Origin of the sequence: Collimonas sp. NPDC087041, from assembly GCF_044745265.1 — a bacterium.
GTDB lineage: Bacteria > Pseudomonadota > Gammaproteobacteria > Burkholderiales > Burkholderiaceae_D > Collimonas.
The window spans coordinates 45,740-68,727 of the sequence record NZ_JBIUZX010000011.1; the positions used below are offsets into that span (position 1 = coordinate 45,740).

The 22,988-nt window shown below is 53.5% G+C and carries 34 protein-coding genes; 16 read left to right on the top strand and 18 right to left on the bottom strand.

Going from position 1 to position 22,988, the window contains the following annotated elements; genetic code table 11:
* Positions 1-706: 706 nt before the first annotated feature.
* The 10 genes from ACIPF8_RS18745 to ACIPF8_RS18790 all read right to left on the bottom strand — a co-directional run bounded on the left by ACIPF8_RS18745 (position 707) and on the right by ACIPF8_RS18790 (position 7,244).
* The gene (locus ACIPF8_RS18745; RefSeq protein WP_400423866.1) at positions 707-2,254 is read right to left on the bottom strand and encodes a hypothetical protein; all 1,548 of its coding nucleotides are present in this window, start codon (positions 2,252-2,254) and stop codon (positions 707-709) included.
* A complete protein-coding gene (locus ACIPF8_RS18750; RefSeq protein ID WP_400423868.1) occupies positions 2,247-3,209 on the bottom strand; it encodes a terminase small subunit in 963 nt (320 codons plus the stop codon). Before ACIPF8_RS18750 ends, ACIPF8_RS18745 begins: the two co-directional genes overlap by 8 nt.
* The gene (locus ACIPF8_RS18755) at positions 3,202-3,873 is read right to left on the bottom strand and encodes a helix-turn-helix domain-containing protein (protein WP_400423870.1); all 672 of its coding nucleotides are present in this window, start codon (positions 3,871-3,873) and stop codon (positions 3,202-3,204) included. Before ACIPF8_RS18755 ends, ACIPF8_RS18750 begins: the two co-directional genes overlap by 8 nt.
* A gap of 33 nt (positions 3,874-3,906) precedes the next feature.
* Positions 3,907-4,308, bottom strand: coding sequence for a hypothetical protein (locus ACIPF8_RS18760; protein WP_400423871.1), 402 nt, complete (start codon positions 4,306-4,308; stop codon positions 3,907-3,909).
* Positions 4,308-4,766 carry a RusA family crossover junction endodeoxyribonuclease gene (locus ACIPF8_RS18765; RefSeq protein WP_400423873.1) on the bottom strand — a complete coding sequence of 153 codons (459 nt, stop codon included), beginning with the start codon at positions 4,764-4,766 and terminating at the stop codon, positions 4,308-4,310. The genes ACIPF8_RS18760 and ACIPF8_RS18765 overlap by 1 nt, the downstream gene beginning before the upstream one ends.
* A gap of 10 nt (positions 4,767-4,776) precedes the next feature.
* On the bottom strand, positions 4,777-5,694 hold the full coding sequence (locus ACIPF8_RS18770) for a helix-turn-helix domain-containing protein (protein WP_400423875.1): 918 nt from the start codon (positions 5,692-5,694) through the stop codon (positions 4,777-4,779).
* Positions 5,694-6,122, bottom strand: a complete 429-nt coding sequence (locus ACIPF8_RS18775; RefSeq protein ID WP_400423877.1) for a nuclease domain-containing protein — start codon at positions 6,120-6,122, stop codon at positions 5,694-5,696. The genes ACIPF8_RS18770 and ACIPF8_RS18775 overlap by 1 nt, the downstream gene beginning before the upstream one ends.
* A 190-nt stretch (positions 6,123-6,312) precedes the next feature.
* Positions 6,313-6,486: a hypothetical protein gene (locus ACIPF8_RS18780; RefSeq protein ID WP_400423879.1), complete on the bottom strand. Its 174-nt coding sequence runs from the start codon at positions 6,484-6,486 to the stop codon at positions 6,313-6,315.
* Positions 6,483-6,947 carry a YmfL family putative regulatory protein gene (locus ACIPF8_RS18785; protein ID WP_400423881.1) on the bottom strand — a complete coding sequence of 155 codons (465 nt, stop codon included), beginning with the start codon at positions 6,945-6,947 and terminating at the stop codon, positions 6,483-6,485. The genes ACIPF8_RS18780 and ACIPF8_RS18785 overlap by 4 nt, the downstream gene beginning before the upstream one ends.
* Positions 6,948-7,004: 57 nt before the next feature.
* Entirely contained in the window at positions 7,005-7,244 is a 240-nt protein-coding gene (locus ACIPF8_RS18790) for a transcriptional regulator (protein WP_400423883.1), read from the bottom strand.
* A gap of 113 nt (positions 7,245-7,357) precedes the next feature.
* On the opposite strand from ACIPF8_RS18790, the gene ACIPF8_RS18795 reads away from it, so the two are divergent.
* Together ACIPF8_RS18795 and ACIPF8_RS18800 are read left to right on the top strand one after the other, a co-directional pair.
* A complete protein-coding gene (locus ACIPF8_RS18795; protein WP_400423885.1) occupies positions 7,358-8,032 on the top strand; it encodes a helix-turn-helix transcriptional regulator in 675 nt (224 codons plus the stop codon).
* 217 nt (positions 8,033-8,249) lie between these two features.
* A complete protein-coding gene (locus ACIPF8_RS18800) occupies positions 8,250-8,795 on the top strand; it encodes a DUF4145 domain-containing protein (RefSeq protein WP_400423886.1) in 546 nt (181 codons plus the stop codon).
* A gap of 91 nt (positions 8,796-8,886) precedes the next feature.
* On the opposite strand, the gene ACIPF8_RS18805 is transcribed toward ACIPF8_RS18800, so the two are convergent.
* On the bottom strand, positions 8,887-9,588 hold the full coding sequence (locus ACIPF8_RS18805; RefSeq protein ID WP_400423888.1) for a hypothetical protein: 702 nt from the start codon (positions 9,586-9,588) through the stop codon (positions 8,887-8,889).
* A 116-nt stretch (positions 9,589-9,704) separates the two neighbouring features.
* Positions 9,705-10,499, bottom strand: a complete 795-nt coding sequence (locus tag ACIPF8_RS18810) for a hypothetical protein (RefSeq protein ID WP_400423890.1) — start codon at positions 10,497-10,499, stop codon at positions 9,705-9,707.
* Between the two features lie 336 nt (positions 10,500-10,835).
* On the opposite strand from ACIPF8_RS18810, the gene ACIPF8_RS18815 reads away from it, so the two are divergent.
* From ACIPF8_RS18815 to ACIPF8_RS18840, 6 genes are read left to right on the top strand one after another with little or no spacing between them, the layout of a single operon-like run.
* A complete protein-coding gene (locus tag ACIPF8_RS18815) occupies positions 10,836-11,117 on the top strand; it encodes a hypothetical protein (protein WP_400423892.1) in 282 nt (93 codons plus the stop codon).
* Between the two features lie 59 nt (positions 11,118-11,176).
* Positions 11,177-12,190 (top strand): hypothetical protein, encoded by a 1,014-nt coding sequence (locus ACIPF8_RS18820; protein ID WP_400423894.1) that lies wholly within the window; start codon positions 11,177-11,179, stop codon positions 12,188-12,190.
* The gene (locus ACIPF8_RS18825) at positions 12,190-12,771 is read left to right on the top strand and encodes a hypothetical protein (protein WP_400423896.1); all 582 of its coding nucleotides are present in this window, start codon (positions 12,190-12,192) and stop codon (positions 12,769-12,771) included. The genes ACIPF8_RS18820 and ACIPF8_RS18825 overlap by 1 nt, the downstream gene beginning before the upstream one ends.
* A complete protein-coding gene (locus tag ACIPF8_RS18830) occupies positions 12,758-13,636 on the top strand; it encodes a hypothetical protein (RefSeq protein WP_400423898.1) in 879 nt (292 codons plus the stop codon). The genes ACIPF8_RS18825 and ACIPF8_RS18830 overlap by 14 nt, the downstream gene beginning before the upstream one ends.
* Positions 13,637-13,659: 23 nt before the next feature.
* Positions 13,660-14,010: a hypothetical protein gene (locus ACIPF8_RS18835; RefSeq protein ID WP_254785154.1), complete on the top strand. Its 351-nt coding sequence runs from the start codon at positions 13,660-13,662 to the stop codon at positions 14,008-14,010.
* A gap of 46 nt (positions 14,011-14,056) precedes the next feature.
* Positions 14,057-14,290, top strand: coding sequence for a hypothetical protein (locus ACIPF8_RS18840; RefSeq protein WP_400423900.1), 234 nt, complete (start codon positions 14,057-14,059; stop codon positions 14,288-14,290).
* 20 nt (positions 14,291-14,310) lie between these two features.
* Here ACIPF8_RS18840 and ACIPF8_RS18845 read toward each other — a convergent pair whose 3' ends face one another.
* Positions 14,311-14,547 carry a hypothetical protein gene (locus tag ACIPF8_RS18845; protein ID WP_400423902.1) on the bottom strand — a complete coding sequence of 79 codons (237 nt, stop codon included), beginning with the start codon at positions 14,545-14,547 and terminating at the stop codon, positions 14,311-14,313.
* Between the two features lie 126 nt (positions 14,548-14,673).
* Here ACIPF8_RS18845 and ACIPF8_RS18850 point away from each other — a divergent pair, with 126 nt between their 5' ends.
* From ACIPF8_RS18850 to ACIPF8_RS18885, 8 genes are all read left to right on the top strand, one after another.
* Positions 14,674-15,582 carry a ParB/RepB/Spo0J family partition protein gene (locus ACIPF8_RS18850; protein WP_400423904.1) on the top strand — a complete coding sequence of 303 codons (909 nt, stop codon included), beginning with the start codon at positions 14,674-14,676 and terminating at the stop codon, positions 15,580-15,582.
* Positions 15,579-15,776 carry an excisionase gene (locus ACIPF8_RS18855; protein ID WP_400423906.1) on the top strand — a complete coding sequence of 66 codons (198 nt, stop codon included), beginning with the start codon at positions 15,579-15,581 and terminating at the stop codon, positions 15,774-15,776. The genes ACIPF8_RS18850 and ACIPF8_RS18855 overlap by 4 nt, the downstream gene beginning before the upstream one ends.
* A complete protein-coding gene (locus ACIPF8_RS18860; protein ID WP_400423908.1) occupies positions 15,755-16,888 on the top strand; it encodes an Arm DNA-binding domain-containing protein in 1,134 nt (377 codons plus the stop codon). The genes ACIPF8_RS18855 and ACIPF8_RS18860 overlap by 22 nt, the downstream gene beginning before the upstream one ends.
* A gap of 267 nt (positions 16,889-17,155) precedes the next feature.
* On the top strand, positions 17,156-18,067 hold the full coding sequence (locus ACIPF8_RS18865) for a hypothetical protein (protein ID WP_400423910.1): 912 nt from the start codon (positions 17,156-17,158) through the stop codon (positions 18,065-18,067).
* Positions 18,068-18,277: 210 nt separating this feature from the next.
* Entirely contained in the window at positions 18,278-18,418 is a 141-nt protein-coding gene (locus ACIPF8_RS18870) for a hypothetical protein (protein ID WP_400423912.1), read from the top strand.
* Between the two features lie 132 nt (positions 18,419-18,550).
* Positions 18,551-19,219 (top strand): SOS response-associated peptidase, encoded by a 669-nt coding sequence (locus tag ACIPF8_RS18875; RefSeq protein ID WP_400423913.1) that lies wholly within the window; start codon positions 18,551-18,553, stop codon positions 19,217-19,219.
* 10 nt (positions 19,220-19,229) lie between these two features.
* A complete protein-coding gene (locus ACIPF8_RS18880) occupies positions 19,230-19,517 on the top strand; it encodes a hypothetical protein (protein WP_400423916.1) in 288 nt (95 codons plus the stop codon).
* Between the two features lie 2 nt (positions 19,518-19,519).
* Positions 19,520-20,224: an SOS response-associated peptidase family protein gene (locus ACIPF8_RS18885; protein WP_400423918.1), complete on the top strand. Its 705-nt coding sequence runs from the start codon at positions 19,520-19,522 to the stop codon at positions 20,222-20,224.
* 36 nt (positions 20,225-20,260) lie between these two features.
* Here ACIPF8_RS18885 and ACIPF8_RS18890 read toward each other — a convergent pair whose 3' ends face one another.
* From ACIPF8_RS18890 to ACIPF8_RS18910, 5 genes are all read right to left on the bottom strand, one after another.
* Positions 20,261-21,049, bottom strand: a complete 789-nt coding sequence (locus ACIPF8_RS18890; RefSeq protein WP_400423920.1) for a DNA adenine methylase — start codon at positions 21,047-21,049, stop codon at positions 20,261-20,263.
* 129 nt (positions 21,050-21,178) lie between these two features.
* The gene (locus ACIPF8_RS18895; protein ID WP_400423922.1) at positions 21,179-21,700 is read right to left on the bottom strand and encodes a hypothetical protein; all 522 of its coding nucleotides are present in this window, start codon (positions 21,698-21,700) and stop codon (positions 21,179-21,181) included.
* Positions 21,697-22,353, bottom strand: coding sequence for a glycoside hydrolase family 19 protein (locus ACIPF8_RS18900; protein WP_400423924.1), 657 nt, complete (start codon positions 22,351-22,353; stop codon positions 21,697-21,699). The genes ACIPF8_RS18895 and ACIPF8_RS18900 overlap by 4 nt, the downstream gene beginning before the upstream one ends.
* Positions 22,350-22,616: a hypothetical protein gene (locus ACIPF8_RS18905; RefSeq protein WP_400423926.1), complete on the bottom strand. Its 267-nt coding sequence runs from the start codon at positions 22,614-22,616 to the stop codon at positions 22,350-22,352. Before ACIPF8_RS18905 ends, ACIPF8_RS18900 begins: the two co-directional genes overlap by 4 nt.
* Positions 22,600-22,959 (bottom strand): holin, encoded by a 360-nt coding sequence (locus tag ACIPF8_RS18910; protein ID WP_400423928.1) that lies wholly within the window; start codon positions 22,957-22,959, stop codon positions 22,600-22,602. The genes ACIPF8_RS18905 and ACIPF8_RS18910 overlap by 17 nt, the downstream gene beginning before the upstream one ends.
* Positions 22,960-22,988 lie beyond the last annotated feature (29 nt).

Sequence of the window (22,988 nt, forward strand, 5' to 3'; positions counted from 1 at the left end):
ACTTACTACTCGTGTTGATTGTGAGGGGATTGTGCCGGGAGTGTCGGCTGTTGACTATAACGCCGCTGGCGCACCGGTTACGAATGAGAAACGTTAGTTCTGCCCCGTCAGCAATAAAAATACGTCTCCCGAAACTATCGAAGCTCAACACACTCGGTGACCGTTTGATATTTGACTATTGATTGTCGTCGCTACTACTTCGTCGCATAACTGTGAGAACTTCCGTCGGCTCCCCAATTTGAGCCTATGCGATTAATGCCGAAGTAAGGCGCAAAAAACTTTAAATATGCAAATCACTAAGAAACTCGGCACAGCCCGGAACCAAGAAGGAACGTGGAGTCAAGCGACGCTAAAAGCCAAACATGATGCGCTGATAAACGCTGGCAGTATTACACCCACGCGATATCTGGCGAGTAAATATGGCGTTTCTGTGATGACAATAAAGGAAATTTTAGCGGGAAACGCATCGGCAAATGCACGTAACATTTCCTCGATCTTGCATAATCAAACATGTTTTCAATGTTGAGAACACATCACCTGCCCTCTCTTCGAAACAAATTTATCGCCATCTTTGGAAGATAATGAAGGCAATTTCTATCTTTCGTCGGAGGGTGGCAAATACATGGTGTTGACTATCAGTGGTAATTGTTTAGAGCAATTTACGATTTCAAAGGGCACGATGTCGTCCCGTGCTTGCACAAAATCTCTATGCTTCAGCAAATGCGTTCTCAGCAGCCAGTCGTGCCGCGTCCAATCCGCAATAACGAGAGTCGCAATCGGCTGACACGATGTAATGTGCGCTCTCCAGAAATGCCATGCATACGGTGTCCCAAAGGTCGGGGGATGGGATACCCTCCTCCTTCATTTTGTCCTTAGGTTCGATGTGATACCGGGCCTTCTCATCGAAAAAGTAGGGAATCTTGGACGCCTGGTCGAGCAGATCTTGGACATGCTGATTGGAAAATGTGATCCGGTCGTCCTTCACGGCTTCAGCAGCCAGCACGGAGCACTGGGCCCGCAAGTTGAAGAAACGATCCTTATTTTTCTTCTTAAAGCATGGATTGCCCCAGTTAATCTTGACGACGTTCGGGCAACCGAGGTTTTCTAGCATCTTGGCGAATTGGATACCTTGGCCGCCGACATCGACCAAGATAGTGCAGTTGGAGAGACGCTGCGTATAGTGGAACACCTCGCCGGCGATGTGCTGCCAGTCCAGGGCATTCGAGAAAATAGGCACGTCCATGATGTCCACTCGGCGCGGGTCGGCATCAATACGGTCGCCGTTGCCGATCACCCGCGCGTAGGTGCCGACGGTCTTGTCGCGGAACACGCCTGCGGCCACGTCGATAATGAACAGGTTGCCGTAGGGCTCGCCGGCGCTGATGGTGCGTTCGGCGCCAACCAGCTTCTCTACCTGGCTACGCCCCAGCAGGAAGCGCTCAGACTGCTCAGGGAACAGGCCCAACACGCGGATCTGGTACTCGACCGAATCCCGGCCGCCGCTCTCCTTCTCGCGCTCCTTGAGCCATTTGGTGGTCGCGAACGGCGAGCGCTCGGAATTGAAGCGCAACGAGTGCCAGGAACCGCCATTGCGCGCCGATAGCTTGTGATGCGAGGCGTGGTGCCGGCCACTGCTGCGGACACCCTGGGAGGCGATCAGCGTGCGGTTGCATGGCTGCGTCTGCGTGCCGTCGATCACGTCGAAGTGGTCGTCGCTCACGCCAGCGGCCTCATCGACAATAATCAGTTGCGCCCAGCGGTGCTTGCCGGCGATGCCGACCGACTGCCCTTTGGCGAGCGCGACACGGCCAACGAACCACTGCTCCTCGAAGCCTGTCACGTACACCCGCGTCTTCGTGATGACGAAATAGTCGCACAGCCAGGTATGCGGGCCATTAGCCATAGCAATCTTCGAGTCCTGCATCTCCTTCCACACGCCGTCCGCGACCTGCTGCAGGTTCGGCGCACCGATGTAGGTGTTGGAGCCGATCTCAAGTTTGCCGTCATAGACTGCATAGGGATAGCACAGCAGGTGCCACAGCGCGATGCGGCCGAACGAGTTCGTCTTCCCCGTAGACGTGCCGGAGACCACACTGACCTTGGCGTCCATCGGTTCCATGGCCTGGTATAGGTCGATCTGGTCCGCACTGGGCGAGACACCGCACACCTCAACGGCGAAGCGCAGTGGGTCAAACTGATACCGCTCAACGAATTCCGGGTACCGCGGATCATCCAGCAACCGCTTCTTAGCCATTCACGACCGTTCCGCGCTCTTCATCCACCTGGCGTTGACGCTCCTGGGCGCGTTGCATAGCGCCGGCGAACCGTTCTTCCAGGGCTTCTCGGGTATAGCTCTTCTCCACGGCATCGGCCAGCTTGTCTTTGTACAGACCAAAGTGGCGGGCTAGCTTATCCAGGGCATCGGTCTGGTTGTGCATCTGAATCTCCAGTCCGTCCTTGGTTTGCTTCACCCCGGCATACAGCGGCAGGCTCTCACGGCCAAGCTTGCGGGTATCAGTAAAGAACGGGCGCCCAACACCCTCGCCCCAGCATTCCGGGCAGTCTGGATGCGGATCACGGTTGCCGACGAAGCCCAGGCCGCCCTTATCGTCCCATACCAGCTCGGGGAGCTCGTCCAGCGCGCGCTTGGTGTTGGTATCAGCAAGGGCCTGCATGGCATCTTCCATCTCTGCCGGCGTGAACTGGTAGCGATGCCCCTCGCCCCAGCAGTAGCGGCAATTCACCCGGCGATACTGTGTCAAGCTGTTCGGATTGGCCTGAGATATCTCCACCCAACGGGAGATAACCATGTCGCCGTCGAAGATGCCTTGCTCGATGCGATCGTTCATTACCGCATCGATGGACTGCTTGATACTAAGTTTTGCTAACTGCTGTGCAGCTTGCTCATTAGCCGTCTTTGCCGAATATCCAGCACGAATAGCTGCCTGCGTGCCATTCATATCCTTTGTGTACTCGACTACGAACAGCTTTGCCTTGGGAGGCAGATCAAAGCCGTTAACAATCTCCTGCGCACGGCGGAGACGCCTTTGCTCAACACTCTCGTCTGTCGGTAACTGACCACTAGTCTCTGACTTATGCACCTCAGCCGACACGGGCTTGGCACCAGACACAATATCTTGCGCCGGCACCTTGCCCGCCCTCTTGACTGTCTTCCGTACAGGCTTCTCCTGCTTCCCTACTTTAGTCACTGCCATCTCCAAATAACGGATAGCTGTCGTCCATTGTCGCAGCCTTCGCGCGGAAGTCAGCAATCATTGATCGGCGCTCAACAAACTGCTTAGCCCTACACGCGGCATCGCCGGCGGCGTCAACCGCTGTTTCCAGAATCGAGCCAGCTAGGACATCGTTCTGGAATGCCTCGTTCTTGCGACATACCTTGTCATATGCTTCCTGCAACTGCGCAATGCGGAACGCCAGACTCTCCAGGTGCGAACGTAATGGCGCCACCTCTCCTGCGTTCTTCAGCAAGACCGTGACCATCGCCGCAACGTTCTGCTCGACCGTCCCTTGCACCGACCGCAACACTGCCACCTGCTCAGCGGTACGCGGATCCCGCTCTGGCTCATTGGACAACCCCAGCAGGTAATCGGCACTCACTCCATAGGCGATTGCCGCACGCACGATGAACTCTCTCGATACACTGGCGTGGCCGGCTTCAATCTTGGATAGCTGCGATGAATTGCTATAACCTAAAGTCTTCGCCGCTTCGCGTTGATCGAGGTGGTTGAGCTTCCTGGCCAGAATGAGGCGACGACAGATCTCTTCACTTCTATCGTTGATCTGGGCGGCCGCTCCGGCACGCCTGTCCGCTGACCCCGAAAACGCCGCAATGTCATTAACGTATCCCATCATGTCCTCCACCTTGATTTTGCTTTTCCAATTCAGTCATACGCCCAGCTCCACGCACTGCGCAGTCACCACGGCGACAGCAGCACTAAATACGTTAATCGGAATGTGGCTGAGCATTTCATCCAACCCGCAGGCGGCACCACGCAGCGATGCAGCCTCATCAGTAGACAAGCCAACCTTGCCGACCCTATCGAAGCGATCGCAGATAGCCAACATGGTGTTGTTCGCCCTCTCCAAAAATACGCCACGCGCACCGGCATTTCCCATGGCAAGCAGCATCTTTGATAACTGGTTGTAGGCATCCGGACTTGGCGCGGCAATCAGGAGCTCAATCGCCAACCTCAGTTCCAGCGCCAGGTCGTTGCGGGTGCATCGCATCATCGGCACGAATGCGCCCCTCGGTTTGTATGCCTTGCGCGGCTTCTTGGTCCCAGCCATTACAGACTCCCTTCCACTGGCTTGACATCAACCGCGGCGAACGGACGCGCAGCATAGTGCTTACTGGCGACGATGCGGACTACCTGGGAATCATCGCCCCAGACAATATTGTTGCAGGCGTCCTTGATGCCCTTCACCACGTTATCCAGATCCGGCTTGGTCGTTGGCCGCAATGTGTCCGCCATGGCCTGCGCCCGCTTGGCTTTGGAGAAACTGGCGGGAATCTGCATGTACAGAGACACACTCAACTCAAGCGGACCAGACATCGGCGCCGTGCCCCGCATCGCCACCTTCGCCGCCCAGCTCACCTGCCGCTCGTAAGTCGCCGTCTTGGCCGGCGTGTATGCCTTGACGCCCTTCCCTACGCGAGCAAAGCGCGGGCGGCCTTTCGCCACCGGCTGGCCGTCCACGACGAAATTGATTACAGCCGCCGGAGAGCTCGACGCCCCCAATTTCACTTCCGTACGCTCAAGGCCAGTCATCCAACATTCCTTTCGATTTAATCAACGCTTTCAAATTCAGCCCCTCCGGCTTCTTGCCCCGTACCTCCTCGGCGCGGTCAGACCTGGTTATTCTGCTGCGCGGCGGCGGTGGCGCTTGCCCGCCGTTGTCGATGGCAGCCTGCACCCGTCCCTTGAACGCCGGCATCGACTCGCCGGCAATGGGCATCAGACCGAGCTCTGCCCCTTTGGCAATGGTGGACGCGTCAGTTGCCCACCATGCACCCTGCCCGCCGGTCTTCCCGGCGATCAGCGGCTTCTCGTTGCGGCACCAATTACGCCAGGTCGCTTGCCAATCGGTTTTGCATCCGCGCTGCCCGGGCTGCGAGATCCAGTGATCTCGAAACTTGTCGGCCACCAAGCGGACATGCTCCGGCGTCCAGGTCGGATGCATCTCCAGCGCCCAGTCTCCCCACGACTTCGTAAGCGTCCAGTCTTCGAGCAAGCGGGAACCGCGTGCCCTCTGACGTTTACTTGATGGTTCTATTGATGGTTCCTTGATGGTTCTGGGTGCGAGATCTGCGGGGGTAGGGTGCGAAATCTGCGGGGGTACGGGTGCAGATTCTGCGGGGGTGGGTGCAGATATCGCGGGGTGCCGAATCTGCGGGGGTGCGAATTCTGCGGGGGTGCTAAAACTGCGGGGGTCTATTTTGTACACGGTACTGCGCCCGTTACGCAGGCCACGCCTCACAATGCCGGCAGCTTCCATATCCGTGATGTGCTGCTGCACTGTGCGCTCGCCCATGCTGCACTTCTGTGCAATGGCGCCGACCGATGGGTAGCATTCCCCCTGGTCGTTCGCGTTGTCGCACAGCGCAAGCAGCACCATTTTTCGACCAGACGGCAAATCAGTCTTCCATGCAAGAGACATTAAATTAATACTCATTAGTCATCCATCAACAAACCTAGATGCCGCAACTGCGCGCGCGTCAGGGCCACCGCTTCTTTAAATAGGGAAATCATTGAGTCATAGGAGAAGCCCTCCGGACGCCGCGCGCGACCATCCAGGACGTCATGACAGCGGCAGCATCCGTAGGCCCCCTTCTCATCTGGTGCCTTGATGCCGTAGCCCTTGCCGTCCTCAAGCAAATTGGAATGGCAAAGAACTGTCGTGTCGGTGCGATAGTTGCAAACACCCGGGAATCGCAGCGTACATTCCTGGTCGCGCGCGGAGGCGCGTATTTTGGTCAAAGGCTTATGGCGGGTCTTGATTCGCTTCGGCTGCTTCGACCGTCGAAAGGATGAGGAGGAAAGAACACCGGTCAGGCCATGGGACATTGCCGTTCGGCGCATTGGCTTCGCCGAACGCTTCATGGGACTTCGCTTCATGCACGCAACCTGCACGTCCTGCACAAATCGTCCCCGCGCGCGAACTGCCCGATACTCTTCCTCTTGCGGCATGCCCCTCTACAGACTCGCTGGGCATGATTGAAAACAACCATCTTCGCCGTGCGTTCGGCATAGCGATCAGCCGCATGCCGTGGATCACCTACAGACACAGGAATCATGCAACCGCCATTTCACGGAGTTCCTTCTGGCGCGCGTGATACGCAACGTGCCAACGCTCAGCAGCCTCGGAATGAAACGGATAGCGACACGCTGATGCCGGCCTGCCCTGCTCCGCCGCTTCATGCGCATGCTGGATGATGCCGGCGATAGATACAATCGGTTCGCTCACGCTGCCACCTTTCCTTCCTCGCCGCGACAGTAGATGCGGAAGGTCAGCGCCAGCAGCTCTTGGGTATGCCGATGGATTTCATCGCCAATCGCGGCTAGGTCAGCACGCTCGCGCTTGTCGATCTCGCCGTCCTCCGTTGCCTCGTTGAAGCGACGGGACAACAAGCCGATCTGACTGTGCAGCTTATTGAACTTGCTCAGCAGCGCTTCGTTATCGACTTCGCTCGACGCCGGCAGCGTCACGAATACACCGCCGCTTGCAGTCGCGACCGCTTCTGCGAACAGTGTCGTTCCCGACAATGACTGCATCTGCAATGCAGTCTCAACCCATAGCGACTGCCCCTTCTTTTCGTATATACGATTTTCCAACGCATCCCGCGAGTACCCGAGGGCGCCACACATCGCGTCCCATCCCCCTGAGAATGCCTTGATCATGCCTAAATACGATTGACGTAAATTCATCCCTACTTTCCTTCTTTATGGTGGTTTTTGTTGCACTGTGAGTTCTGTACTATTTGTTCATCGAAGAGATGAAAGAACGCTCACAGAGCTGTTTTCTGGTGGACCAAAGGCTCCTTCGTTTAACTCGTAGCGAGTCACAGCACCGAAGAGCTTTTCTTCGATTTCTCGGCAACGACGAGGTGGCACAACCCCCATCCCCACCCATTTTTGAACTGCTTGAGGACTCACGCCCAATAGCTTGCCAAGCGCCGTTTGACTACCGGCGACTCGCACGGCTTTATTGATTCCAATTTCCATAATTGCGCCCATACATTTTTACAACCATAGGTTACAGAAGCAAGCACGTAATTACAACTTATATTTGCAGTGCGCATTACAACGTTTGCTTGTAATCTCGCGGAATGAACAAAATGGCCAACAGAATTGCAGACGCGCTTGAGAGGAAGAACGGCGGGAATCAGTCCGAGATGGCTCGGTACGTCGGTGTTAGCCCTCAGGCGGTACAGAAATGGGTTGCGGGAGAATCCGAGCCCAGAGGGAAGAATCTTGAGTTGGCCGCACAATTTTTAGGGATGTCCCCTGCGTCCCTAAAATTCGGCGAAACAGTGGCACAGGCACTACCAAAAAATTACAAAGACGTAGTCGCGTTCGATCCAGACAACCAAGACCACGTCGAGATAAGGAAAGTAAAGTTGAAATTATCTGCAGGGATAACTGGCTTCACCGCTGAGTTGGCCGAAGATTTCGGCCGCCCAATAAGTTTTCGCCGTGAGTGGCTAATTAAGAAGGGCTACTCCCCAGACAAATTAATCGCTATCGACGTCAAAGGCGACAGCATGGAGCCCACGATGTCTGACGGCGACACCGTAGTTATTAATACTGCTGATATAACACCCAAAAATGGCGAAACTTTTGCGGTCAATTATGAAGGCGAAGGTGTAATAAAACGTATGGCACGTGATTTTGGACGATGGTTTTTATCCTCGGACAATCCTGACCAACGTCGCTATTCCCGACAAGAATGTAATACTGGCACCTGCATAATTCTTGGAAAAGTTGTTCTTTTGCAAAGAGAGAATATTTAGCCTGTACTAGCTTCGCCTGCTCTGGCACACCCTATCGGGTCTCGCAGAATAAGGACACTTTAATGGCAGATTTAGTCGCGAATTGCCCTCGATGTGCATCACAGCACATTACCTTTGACGTAACAGCTCCAAGGTAATTCGAATCGATTACGGCTGGCAAAACTGGTATGAGGCATTCGGAATTTGCAGAAACTGCGGTCGCACCGCGATTTTTGTGTTGAGTGATAGAGCCGAGAGCGACTATCAGCACGCGCACAAGGTCGGGTTGCTAAAAGTTGAAGAATCCCTGAACAACTTTGTTGACATCAAGGGACACGTCAGCTTGAAAGATAGCGCGTCTGTATTCCCTCCAGAGTTTTTGCCAAAAAACATCGAGGCTGTATTTCAAGAGGGCGCGACCTGTTTGGCAGTTGGTTGCTACAACGCGGCTGGAACTATATTCCGCTTATGCGTCGACCTGGCAACGCGCTCAATGTTACCCAATGAGGATGTAGCAGGCCTAAACGCAAGAACCCGTAGGGATCTTGGGTTACGTTTGCCATGGTTGTTCGAATCGGGCCGACTTCCTGACTCACTCAAAGAACTGTCCTCTTGTATAAAAGAAGATGGGAACGATGGCGCGCATACGGGAAATTTAACTGAAGAGGATGCCAGCGATTTGGTTGACTTTACTTCAGTCCTGCTAGAGCGTATTTACACTGAACCGGAGCGGCTTCGCCTAGCGAAAGAGCGCCGTGACGCAAGACGTACTAAGCCAACTTAGTGATATACCAACACATCTACAGCTAACTGGACGGCCCAACAGCTGTGCTGTGGGGTTCTCTCCGGCCGGCGAGTTCCTGCGGCGGATTATCTCAATTTTCTGCTGTTGGTTCCGAATTAGTCTGTTTTTCAGATCGTAGCTCGGCCCAAACTTCATCTGCTAATTTTGCGTTCTCGTTAATCTGTTCATAGGCCGCAAGATCTTTTTCGATTTCGCTTGCGGTGCTACATTTGGACAATAAAATTGTAACGTCAGCGATACCATGGCTACAAATTACGGAACTATATCCTATCGTTTTCTTGACCATTTCCCGAATCTTTTCATTCCGGTTTGTTTTAAGAGCTTCAGCCACTACCTTTGCTCTTTGTAATGCTTCTGAAATTTGTGAGATCCGTAGCACAACCACATGGTCAGGTAGTTCGAAAATAGGAATTGAACCCAATAATTTCTTGGCTTCTAGCAGGCGCTCAGCTTGCAATGGCCACACGATATTTTCTTTATGAACCATGCTTGCACAATCGTCAACGATTTCACATATCGTGGTAAATATTGCCATAAGTGCATTTAGTCGCCCCCGGCGCTCCAAACGTTTCGCTTCAGCTGCCAAGCGGGCCTGCTGTATGTGCTGAAATTGAACTACTCCAACTGCAGCGAGAATTGCGCCAATAGATCCTATTGCTTGCACCCAAGCTGCCCAATCGGACTTACTTAAGTTGTATCTAATCCCAAGATTTATTAAAACTGCAAATAAAGCAATCACAAAAAAACCAATTGCAAATAATCGTCTATTCATAGAGTGCTGTATGAATCGAAATGTTGTTTGACGTAATGAGAGATATTGGATGCAAAATGCGGGGAAAAATCAGCATAATCCAACAGCTGGGCTCCAAAATTTCCGATAATTTCTGACTATCCCTCCTTGTCGACCACTGCTATTTTCTTTGATCTGAAAGTCCTAATGAGATACCAGAGAAATGAAAAGGCAATGGGACCAACGCCTACCCAAAATCCTATCTGGGCACCGTATCTGACAATAAATGCGGGGTCTCCGTCAGTCGCAGAAAATCCTGCAAGCAATTGATCAAAAGGTACGATCCGCGTCACAACATATATGCCAATTGTGGCAAAAGGTGGCAGCAAAAAAATGTTCCGCCGTGTATAGAACCAATGGAAACTAAAGCCTACTCCCACCCATAACAATATTGTATATAGTGAAAATCCAAGAAGGGATTTAATCGCCGCTCCGCCAATAGGGGTTGAAAGAGCAGTTAAATCTTGACCGAGAGCAGCCGCCAACGCATCCACCTGGTCAGGCGATTGCCCTTGAACTGACAACGTTCTATCGTAATCTGCAAGATCAAGCGAAACGCTGGAGATAGGCGCATCGCCCTTAGCCACGTAACTATAAGAAAAGAAATCGATGTATTTGGGGATTTTTGCGCCAGATGGATCAAGCTTGTGACCATCAATATGAACCCGAAGATTATTGGCTCCCAAAACTACTTCTTCACGCAAAGTCGAAATTGAGCCATTTGCAGAGTTCAATAATACGTTGCTCTTCTCCAACATTGCCTGCAAATCGGAAAACGAGATCCGAAGAGGGGGCAGCGATACCGTTTTAGTATAGAGCGTTTGCGCATCAATTTGAGAGGACCAAAGTCCTAAAATAACGAAAATTGAGCAGAAAACATGACGAATACGCATTTAATTCCCTTGAAATTTAATCATACGACAACTTCCATCCTCGTTTAATGCCCATAAGCATTATGCTGCTGTACTGAACATATTGACAAGGAATGTCTATATGGAAGTGAAATGTTCATACCAAAATCTCGATTTGGGCGGGTAAAGTCCCTCCTATCTTCCTCCGCACTCAGCATCAAAATGCCTTTCGGGAAACTGAAATTTCTTTCCTGCATCAAACTCAAATTTCCTTTTTTTAAAAATAATTACAACTTTTAGTTGAATCTCTTAAGACAAACATGTAACCTTTGGTTGTAATTTGTTTAAACAACTATTGAAAATATATGGAGCCGCCACATGAAGGATGGGACAACAAATGAAATTCGAATCTCTGGGCATGGCATCAAGAATTTTCTACAAGACATTCTCGGCGCATTTGCCTTCATCACTATGCTCGGCCTTGCAAACAGCATGGCAAGCAATGCCGGCAACTACGCAGCTCCCACTCAAGAAGAGATCGACGCGGATATAGAGGCGCAGCGGGTCGACCTTTGCGATGCCGATGGCTGGCCGGATGATGAGAACAGCAGATTGGCGTTTCGCCGCGCGTGCCATACCGAACTACAGCGCAGCTATTAATCGCGCCATTCGCTCCACGACGCCCTGGCGTCACAAATTCACACATTGAGGGTAATCATATGGAAGTCCAAGACATCATGACGATCGAAAGCGGCACGATTGCGCTGCTGAACAAGTCTGAAATCGAACAGCAGGTCACGACCGCACACAAGTTTCCTCGCTCTATTAAGAAATTTCGCGACGAAGCCATGCAAATGGTGACGTTGACTGAAAAGGTGGCCGGAGAATGCATCTATTCCCTGCCCCGCGCAGGAAAAACCATCGAAGGCCCGAGCGCTCGCTTTGCCGAAGTGATCGCGTCGGCCTGGGGCAATAGCCGCGCCGGCGCCCGCGTCGTTAGTGACCAAGGCGAGTTTGTGACGACACAGGGTGTTTTCCATGATTTGGAAAAGAACGTTGCTATCACCTACGAGGTGCAGCGGCGTATTACAGACAGCCGCGGGAAGCGCTACAACGCTGACATGATCGGCGTCACGGCGAACGCGGCCTGCTCTATCGCGCTCCGCAATGCCATTCTGAAAGGCGTCCCGAAGGCATTCTGGGCTGATATGTACGACGCGGCGCGTGCCACGGTCATGGGCGACTTCAAGACCCTGGCGAATCGGCGCGCCGATGCCATCAAGGCGTTTCAGTCCTACGGAGTGACGCAAGAACAGATCTGCTCAACCTTGGGCGTGTCCGGCACTGATGACATTGGCCTTGAAAAGCTCGTGACCTTACGCGGCATCCTGACGGCTATTAAAGAAGGCGACACGACACCGGAACAAGCTTTCGCAAACGCCGACCTTCCGGTTGCACCTCCCAAGATGCCGCAATCCAAGTCGGCAAAAGCGGTAGAACCGGCCATAGCGGCTGAAAGCGTCGAACCGCCCAAAAGAGACGAGCTGCCGCTGCAAGAGCCGAAGAACGAGTCGCCGCTTTCCGAAGCGCAGTTCGACTACCTCAAGATGAAACTGGAAACAGCCGCTCTGAGCTCGAACGACATCCAAAGGCAGTTTGGCTTTGCCATAGCCGATATCACGAATGGCAATTTCAATGACGTTCTGGCCTGGATCAAGAACCCGGCGGCCTGATGCTTACTTTCGACGAACCAAGCCACGTATATCGCTGGCACGGCGAGGTTGTTCCGAGCGTGACGCAGATTCTTAGCCCCCTGGTGAATTACGCAATGGTGCCGCCGGAAGCATTGGAGCGCGCCCGACTGCTCGGTCAGGCAGTCCACCGCATGACCGAGTTGCACGACTTAGACGATCTGGACGAGGACAGCCTGGCGCCGGAAATGCTGCCTTACTTGGCTGGCTGGAAGAAGTTTCGCACCGATACCGGCTTTGTTCCGGACACCATCGAGAAGCGCATGTATCACCCGCTCCACGGCTACTGCGGTACGTCCGACAGGACCGGCGTAGTACGCGGCCGGCGTGCTGTCCTCGACATCAAGAAGATGATGACGTTGGGACCAGTGATAGGTCCCCAGCTCGCCGCCTACCAGGCCACCCATAACTTGGAAGGCGCGGCAATCGTGGACCGCTACGCCCTGGGATTGCGGCCCGACGGGACGTACCGGCTGGTTCCCTATACGGACCCAACAGATTTTGCAGTATTTATATCGCTTTTAACTTTACGGAAATGGAAAGATAAGCATGGAATTAGTTGAGGAAATTCGCCCCACCACCCTACCCGCTCTGCCTCAGAAGGCAGCATTGGAAAAAGTCGCCGATAGCGTGAACGCCGTCGCGAATTCAATCACGATCAATTCGCCGGCCATGTATGAGATTGCAGTCGAGGAGCTGACGGACCTGCAGCGCAAGGTTGACGACTTGACCGAGCAGCGCTTCAAGATCACTCGCCCGATGGATGCATCGAAGAAGGAAGTCATGGACCTGTTCCGTGGCCCAATCGAACGCTGCGAAGCCGGCATCGCGTTTCTGAAGAAGCTCATGCTCGATTATGTGACGGCAGAGAAGAAAAGAGCTGCCGAAGCCCAGCGCATCGCCGACGAACAGGCCCGCCAAGAGCGCTTGCGCCTAGAGAACGAAGCGCGCGACCAACAAGCGGCAGCAGACCAGAAGGTTCGTGAAGCTCAGGCCGCAGCAGAGAAAGCGGCAGCCGCGACAAAGATCGCCGAGGAAGCAACCGCAGCCGGCGACACTGAGGCAGCAAACAAAGCCAGCGCTGAAGCGCATGCCGCCAATCAGGTACAAGCAACTGCTCAGGCAGATGCCGAAGTAGCCCACGCACGCGTCACGCTCAATCAAACCATCGCCAGCGTCATGACCGCGCCGGTCGTCGCCAGCGCGGCGCCAAAGATTGCCGGCGTGTCGACTTCAGAGCGCTGGACCGCCGAAGTCACCGACCTGCTGACCCTGGTCAAGTTTGTGGCGGCCAATCCTCAATACATCACGTTCTTGCAAGCGAACATGACACCGATCAAGCAGATGGCGACCTCGCTGAAAGCGAACATGAAGATTGATGGCGTTCGCGCCTTCCCGCAGGCCGGCATCACTGCCCGCCGCAAGTAATCCCGCTTTAACAGGAAAAAATCATGACAGACACAAGGATTGACCACTTCAGCGACGAAGCCGCTCAGAAAGCTCTCGACTTCCTGCGCTTTCAGGCCGGGGAAGCCGCGATCTCCCGCGCCAACCGCATCTACATGGAGGAGTTTCGGAAAACTATCAAGGCCAACTGCATGGCCGCCAGTTCCGAGAAGACCCTCACAGCGCAGGAGCGCGACGCCTACTCCAGTCCCGAATACATAGCGCACCTGGAGGCCATGCGCGCGGCAATTGAACTGGATGAAGTGCACCGCTGGAAGATGGTCGCCGCACAGGCGACGATTGAAGCATGGCGAACGCACCAGGCGAACCGCCGCGGCGAACAGAAGATGCAGTAACCGAACCGACACCCCAAATTCAATAAATCTACTTATAAGGACCGCTATGAACACCAACGAATCAACGAACTCCGTCGCTCACATGCTCGATACCGTACTGGAGCTGCTGCAGCTAAAGAATGATGCGGCTCTTTCCCGCGCAATCGAAGTCGCGCCGCCAGTCATCAGCAAAGTGCGCAATGAGGTGCAACCGCTTGGCTCCACGTTGCTGGTGAAGCTGCACGAGGCGACCGGCATGTCCACCAAGGAAATCAAGACGCTGGCAGGCATCGAGGTCTAATTTCGCTTTCCGACACTAGCTTACCAATTCAGCCCAGGCGCGACGCGATCAATTAATTGCTTAGCTACGGTATGTGCTGCCGCAAAAGCCTCTTTGCTCGTGCTAAATCCATCGCATAAATCGGGAAATTCTTCTTCAATTATTTTTTCTCCATCGACAGGTAATGGCTGCGCAATTCTAATCATTGCGTGCCATTCCCCTTCCAAAAATACCGCTGAGGGGAAGTAAATGTATCCGTTGTATTTATATGCTGGCATCTAAATCTCACTATTTGCAAATTGGCAATCCTAACATGGCCCAAGCCCGCCGAAACTGCAAACAATGAGCATTATTCGATTCTAAAAAGAATTGAAATTCACGACCAAGAATAAGGACAACTAAAAATGAATGAAAACGTATTAGGCGCCGTATCACTCAAAGTGCTTGCGGAACGCAAAGCCGACGGCGTACAGAAAACAACTAGATTCCAGGTTGATCCACGGATCATCGAAATTGAACCTGGATTCAACGGTCGCCCTATCGATCAAGAGCATGTCGATTCGATCAAGGCATCCATCAAGGCCGGCGCTGAGCTGGACGCGTTAGTTGTTCGTGTTGAAGACGGCCGCATCATCCTGGTCGACGGCCACCATCGCCTCACAGCAATCCTGCAGCTGATTGCCGAGGGCTTTGAAATCTTGCGGATCGATGCGCGTCAGTTCCGCGGCAATGACGCCGAGCGCATCGCCCACATGCTCACAAGTGCGCAGGGTAAGCCGCTTACGCCTCTAGAACAAGGCTTGCAGTATCGCAAATTGATCGGGTTCGGCTGGACAAATCAAGAAGTAGCGTCAAAGGTTGGCAAATCCGCGAATTACGTTTCGCAAATGCTGACATTGGCTGAGTCCAACAGCGACGTACAAGGCATGGTTGCGCGCAAAGAGGTTGCAGCTCATGTGGCCCTTGAAGTCGTAAAGAAGCACGGCGGCGGCGCTGGGAAAGTACTCGCTGGACACTTAGAGACGGCAAGGTCTGCTGGCAAAACCAAGGTCACCAAAAAGACGGTAACGCCTATCAAGCAACCTGGGGCTCGCCCCATTTACGGTGATCTGCTGGATACACAGCGACTTGACTATCTGATCGATCAGAAAGCCGTTGTCCTTCATGGTGGGAAAACGGTGTCTGGCGAGGCCAAAAGAGGTTTCTGGCTACATTGGCCGAATATTGATGAAACGCAGCCTGGTGTTTTCGACACTCCCAGGGCAGCTATTGATATCGCCATGCAGCCTTCTATAGCGGGGAAAAAATCATGAGTACTGTTGCGGCAAATATCCGCTACACGCTAATTCCCGTATTTTGCTCCATCACTGGCTACACCGACAAGGCAGTGCGGCGGAAAATCGAAGACGGTATTTGGATTGAAGGCAAGCACTACCGGCGTGCGCCGGATGGGCACATAACAATGAATGTTGAGGAATATTACAAATGGGTAGAGCAAGGGGCGTAGAGCTTCGAGAAAAGAGCATCCGCGTCGTTTTCATCTGGCAAGGGAAGCAGCGTCGCGAGAAACTGGATTTACTACCAACGCCAGCGAATATTAAGTACGCTGAGCGCCTGGTCGCAGAAATAAAATCAAAAATTTCAGTTGGGACGTTCGACTACACCGCCACTTTTCCAAACTCACCACATGCGACAGAGAGCGCGACCGACACGCCTACTTTCGCTGACGCTTGTGAATTGTATCTAGAAACCAAAGGAAGACTGGCGGATGCAACTCTCTCGCAGTACAAAAACGCACTGGAGTTCTGGAAGGGAAAGTTTGGCGCCAACACGCGAATCAACCTTATTACGCACGGAAAAATCGCCGCTGCTGTCGGTGGTCATCCATGGCCATCGGCGAAACTGTGCAATAACTACTTGATTCCGCTGCGTGGTACCTTCAATCTCGCTGGTCGTGATATGCGGAACGTGGTCAATCCGATTGAGGGCATTGAGAATTCAAAGCATCAGAAAACGCCGCCCGATCCACTAACCATTGTGGAGATGGAGCGCATTCTTGCCGATATGACTGAGCGATTCGATCTACAAGTTGCTCATTATTTCATTTTCGCTTTCCTGACTGGAATGCGTCCGGAAGAAATAATTGCGCTGCGCTGGGACGATATCGACTGGAACAATCGGACCATTTGCGTTTCGCGAGCAAAGACGTTCAAGGGCGGCCTCAAGGATTTGAAAACAAGTGAGGTCCGCGACGTCGACCTGGTTGATCGGGCCATGAATATGCTTCAAGCCCAAAAACGGTTTACTTATATGAAACGAGCGGAGATCTTTGAAAACCCTGTCACAGGCAGGCCATGGCACGACGAGCGGTCACAACGGGACCATTACTGGAAGCCATGTCTAAAAAAATTGGGGATACGAGCCAGGCGGGCCTATCAGACCCGGCACACCTATGCGACGACCGCGCTAATGGCCGGCGTAAATCCGGCTTACATTGCTAGACAGCTTGGCCATGCGAATGCCAAAATGCTATTTACAGTCTATGCCAAGTGGATTGATGCCGCAGATCGCGGAAGAGAAAAAGCAAAAATGGAAGCCGTACTGCGCTTCCATTCATGATTTGCTAACGACGTTTTCACAACAATTTCTTTTGGAAAAAACCCAAAAAAAACCCAGAACCCCCGCAAACGTCGAGAATACTGGTAGGCACGATTGGACTCGAACCAAATAGATGGGGGAATCAGGAGGTATCGGGGGATAGTTTCCTCTATGGCGCTACGCTAATCGTTCCCTTGGAATCCCCAAATTCTTCCCCCGGTTCTTCCCTGGACTCAACCACTTGAGTGCGACGGTGTCCGAGTAGCGCATCTCGATTGGCTTGCTCATATGATACGATTGCAAATAAACAATCTTTCCAACCGCCAATCGAAATTTATGCGCCTATATCACTACACCGCAGCAGCTCTAGCTGACTACATCTTGATCTCAAATCTTTCCGTTGGACATATGAGCACGCCGCAAGGCCCTATACGTCCGGTGGTTTGGCTTACCACTGACCCAAACCCTGAGGGACACGGCCTCTTGACTGGAGCCGAAGTGATGACCGAGAGCAATAGAAATCACGTAGAAAAAATGCAAGGCCAGAAGATTAAAAATAACAAAACACAGGACAAAACGAAAGTTCGTTTGACGTTCGACATACCTGACAAAGAAATGTATCTACTTCAGCCATTTACAGATTACTGCGCCCGGTTTGCCAATAAACAGTTCGCGAAATGGACTGGCGTCAGCTGTTACATCGATGCCGCGAACACCGACACAAAACGGGTCATTGAATTGATGAAAACTCTTCCCACTAAAGAGAAGACTTGGTGGATTTCGTTCATGCCAATATCGGCCAGTTTCATCACAGCAGTGGAATTCCGAGGCAACGACGGCGCATATTATCCGGTTGACTTCGAAAAAAATGCCAGACGGGCATTCGAGGATCTAGGATTCTTCTCCCCTTCCAGCGAAGCCTTGAGTGAACTGTTGATGATTGTAAAACCACATCACCCGCTAGGCTACACGAAGGCACTTGTCTTTTGTCACGGGCCAGACGAAACGCCAACGGCGACTATCAGCGGCGGCGCTACCCACCTGGAGTATGAAATTGAAACAGGCAGGAGCCTGACGGACACGACACCTTACGAACCACATTTGTCCGCTTGGGTGACCAAGCATCGCACAGAACTGATGGTCGCGTGGGAGCAAGCCAAAGAGTCCTACTATTCTTTCTATCCTACACATCGACCTTAACGAGGCAATATCGCACTGCAGATGGCGCAAATGTGCGCCAATCAGTGACTCGGGAAACCAAGATATTGCGCAATTGATTCGCCTATGACACGTTGCCAATGATCCCCTGAAGTTGCACACGTCGGGCCGGACGGCCCATTAATATGAGGATACAGCGACTGCGCTCCCGACTATCCCGCGAACTTGTGCAACCCGACCCTTGCCGAAGCAATGACCACATGGTTGGTCATCCGCTTGCATTCGTTGCAATTCGACATCAACCCGCTGTTCAAATCCACACCACAAATTACAGTCTTCAATTTATTCACCGAGAATATCGGAGAAACCTTGCGGATATTCGAACCGCTGTAATTTTTTGTCAATACTTTACGGCAATACTCCCAAACAGACGCAGAAACTCACGAACATTGTCTATTGCGTGCGGCTCTTGCCTGATTTCGCAAACTGCATATACTGTACATTCATACAGCCAAAGGCGGACATATGTGCGTCAACTACCGACCACCAGAAATCCAATTTTTCGACTCGATGCACGTCCCCCGTGCAATCGATCTGACCTGGCCCGAAGAAACATGGCAGGACTACGACGCCCCGATCATCCGCCGCAGCGAATCCGGCCGGGAAATGATACTAGCCAGCTACGGCATGGTGCCGAAGCGCCACCTCCCTCCCGGCGGGCCACGAATCACGACATTGAACGCCCGTGCCGAGACCATCGGTGAGCGTCGCGCCTATGCGAAGCCGTGGCGCCAGGCGCAACTCTGCCTCGTCCCGATGGAAGCTTTCTACGAACCGCGATGGGAAGATGGCAAGCACGAACGTTGGCGCATCGGCATGGCTGACGACTCGACGTTTGCTGTTGCAGGGCTCTGGCGTTCATGGGATGAGCCGGATGGCAGCACCTCGCACTCGTTCACACAAATCACAATCAATGCGGATGCACACCCTTTGATGAAAAGCTTCCACAAACCGGAAGACGAAAAGCGGTCACTGGTGATCGTGCCAGAATCCGAATACGACGACTGGCTGGAAAGCACCGACCCCGAGCGTGCTCGCTCATACCTGCAGCTGTACCCCGCTGAGCTCATGGCGGCGCGGCCGGCACCGAGGCCGCCCAAAACTCGCCAGACCGATCAGCCCTCACTTATTTGAGGAAGAAATCATGGGCCCAGAAAAGGATTGGAGAGTGGTGGCGACGATGCGATGTGTCACGCCTCTCGATACGCAAACGCGCCACAACCTCATCATGGCTTTGATGCGTGAAGAGTCGGTGATCATCAACGACACGCTGTTGTACGCGTATGACGCCCCTCCAGGACACCGATACATTTTTGGTCAAAATCCAACGGAGACCAAGTACGGACATGCCGCAGGAAAGACGTTCGATTTGTTTGGTTGCGCGGAAGCCGTCGTCTGGGCCGAACGTCAACAAAAAAATAGAAAGAAGTAAGCATGTGCGTCAGAATCGTCCAACACAGCACGCGAATGGAGTTTGTCACGGCACTGAAAGTCCCGATCGTTTTTCAAGAGTGGCAAGGCGGCGACACACTCCCACAGTTTAATATCGCACCTGGTCGTGGCATCAGGATGTTCCACCGACTGTACCAAGGAAAATTAAAGTGCGATCCCATACGTTGGGGCTACAGATCACCTAGAGCGGTGGAACGGCGCGAACCGATTGAGCCATGTGTTTTAATTGAACGGGCCGTACTGGGCCTCTACTACCGCCACATGTGGATGTCCGGCCGCGTGCTCATCCCGATAAACGGTTGGTACGAATGGACAGGCGACAACACCAATCGATTGCCTTGGTATATCCGCTTGAAGGATGATCAGCCAATGTTTTTGGCCGCTGTCACCAACTATGTCCCAGAAAAGGCGCAAACAGTTGAAAGAGGCTGCGCAATCATTGCTGATGCCGGCGCCGCCGGCCTGCTTGACCCGGGTGATCTACGCCCGGTTGTGTTCACCCCGGAGCACGCCATGCGATGGTTGGAACCATGGCTCGAACGCGACGAGGCGATATACCTAGCCAGCAAGTATTCGCGGCCGGCCACCGATTTTGAGTGGTACAGGGTCGGCACAGCCGTAAATAACGTTGATGTGGCCGGGAAGCTAGACTGGGAAGCAACGAAGGCATTGAACAAACCGATCTGACCTCCGTTGCATCCAACTGAGAACAGCTACTCCTCTCTAAAACAACCCAGCAGGTTCGGCGTCGCGATCCCAGCTATAAATGATCAGCTCCGTTCGCGGAGCCGCCTTGCCGCCGCCGCCGACCGTGTAATCGATCCGCACTTCCTCCAACTGGAACCCTCCGAACACTTCCCGAATGTCCGGATGGTCGTTGATGCTGAGAATCGCCTTTCCCTTCATCGTCCGCATCAAGTCGGCCATACGCTTGTATTGTTCCAGCCCAAAATCCACGCCGTAACCAGCGGTTTGCCAGTAGGGCGGATCCATGTAGAAAAACGTGTGTGGCCGGTCGTATCTGGTAATACAGTCCGCCCAATCGATGTTTTCGATATACGTGCTGGATAATCGCATGTGCGCGGCCGACAGATTTTCCTCGATGCGCAGCAGGTTCACCGGTGGTGCTGTCGTCGCAGTCCCCCAGGTCTGCCCGTCAACCTTGGCGCCGAAACATTGCTGCTGTAGGTAGAAAAAGCGTGCCGCGCGCTGGATGTCAGTCAGCGTTTTCGGTGGCGTGTCCTGCAGCCACTTGAACACATCGCGGCTCGACAAAGCATATTTGAACTGCCGCACGAACTCTTCGAGGTGATTCTGCACGACCCTATACAAGTTGACCAGCTCTCCGTTCACATCGTTGATCACATCAACGTCGGCCGGAGGCCGCAGAAAATACAACGCGGCGCCGCCGGCAAAGACCTCGACGTAGCAGCTATGGGAAGGGAAGCGTTTTAACAGAATATCGGCCAGGCGGCGTTTTCCGCCCAACCAAGGAATAATTGGAGTTGCCATTTAGAACTTTCTTTGTGCTAAGATTCCCCCGCCTCGCGAGGTGGCAGAGCCTTAGCTTAGTTCACTGGCCCTTTCAGTGGATCGAGGCTCGATTGGTTGTTAGCGCAGCCAACCGGGCGCTCTGTCTTTTTACTGCTTGGTTTGATTCGTGACAGATTGCAGGCGCAGATAATTTTCGCGCAGCCCTGTCGCTATGTCTCGCCAGGCGCGGCAAGCCGTAGCGTTGAAGACGTCGGTTTCAGCGACCTGAGCAAGCGAAATGCCGGCGGGTTCTCGGTCAGAATCGGCGGCAGGTCCGGGATCGTCGCCGGTCCAGGCGGCGTCGTAGACCCGCACGAAGCCAGCGTTAACAGCAAACCGAGCAGTGTCAGCCTGCGTGATATAGATCGGAATCTGTTTTTCAATTTCATCTCCTTTTACATAAATGGTCTTGATGCGATCGACGTATTCGATCTGCGTTTTCGTGACGACGACCTGCTGGGCCTTGGCAATCGCAACGGATCGCTCGGCTTGTGCCGTCACGTAGTCGATGTGCTTTTCTCCGGCAATGCGCTCGCCGCGAAGTTGGCCAAACGTGAACACAAGCAAAAGCGCCAGAGTCAACGCAAGCCAACGCGCCCACCACGGCAGGATTTCATTCAGCAGATTCATACAACCCCCAACGCTTTTTTGCATGCCTTCCAGCGCGTGCGCCGAGCCTCCAAACTGTCCGCCGAAATACCTTTGCCATTGATCCGAGTCGACAGCCCGTCGAAGTCGCCGCGAGCCACGTAAGAGTTTCCAGCGATCGAGAGCCAGAACCAGCCAGCCGAGCGGGCGGCCAGCATCTTGTCGGTGATCAGAAGCTGCGGCGCCACCAGAAGATTGACGCCCAGCGCCGCCGAACACGCAGCATAGTTGTCGTGGAAGGTGATTTGCTTCAAGCCGCCGCCGCGATAACGCCAGCCGTCACCGGACGCAGCATCACCGTTTCCATACCTGCCGGCGTAGACAATGTTCGCGATGCGCGCCTGACGATCGAGCGGTACCGCCTTTTCACCCGGCTGCCGCCCGAGGACGGCAGCATTCGCGCCGATGCGCATACCGAACTGCGCCGTAAGCCCCTGGATCGAATAGTCGAACGACTCGGACGTGCGGGACAGAGCAACGCTCTCGTGCCCGATCTGAGCAATGAACGCAGCTTGTTGTGCCGGAGTCGTGATCCCGAATTCGACCATTGCCGCGTTGATGGCATCGATCCAGCCGGTCGCACGTTCCAACGGGATCAGTAGCGCCGTAGAGAGTTGGATAGGTGATAGTTTCATTCTTTGTCCTTGCAATTGCATTTGCGCCACCGCAGCCAAAACCAGACGGCCAGGATGGCGACCGCGACATTTGACAGCACCTCGGATTGCTCTGCCCAGAACCCGAACGCATCCGGGCGCATGATGTTCACAAACGACGTGATAGCCACAAGTGACAATGCCGCGGTGCCGAAGACCTGCGTATCAAGGCGCTTGTTCAGCACCGCCCAGAGGCAAAAGACCACCAGCACCAGATTTGCTGCCGTGTTAATTAGCTGGATCATTTTTCTCTCCCAGGTAGCGCCGCTTGAGCGCGCCGATAATGTCGGCTTCGTTGATTTCCTTAAATAGCTCCCGCGCCGTTGCCAGCGCAAAAAGCCCTACCAAAAATTCGATACCGGAATGGGTGCGGCTGCCTGTGATCGCAAACCACTCGATCAAGACCGGTGCGATGTAGATTGCACAGGCAAGGCCGGCCGCAAAGCTTGACAGCTTCTGCCACCAGCTCAGCCCCTCTCCAAGAAACTTGAGAGCGACCGCCGACCCCACCGCACCAGGCAAAAGCGGTAACAGAAACTTCGTCACTGCCAACCACGTTCCAGCGGCGAAACTTGTTGGTTCTGGCATGTCATTCCTTCAAAAAAGAAAAGCCACCC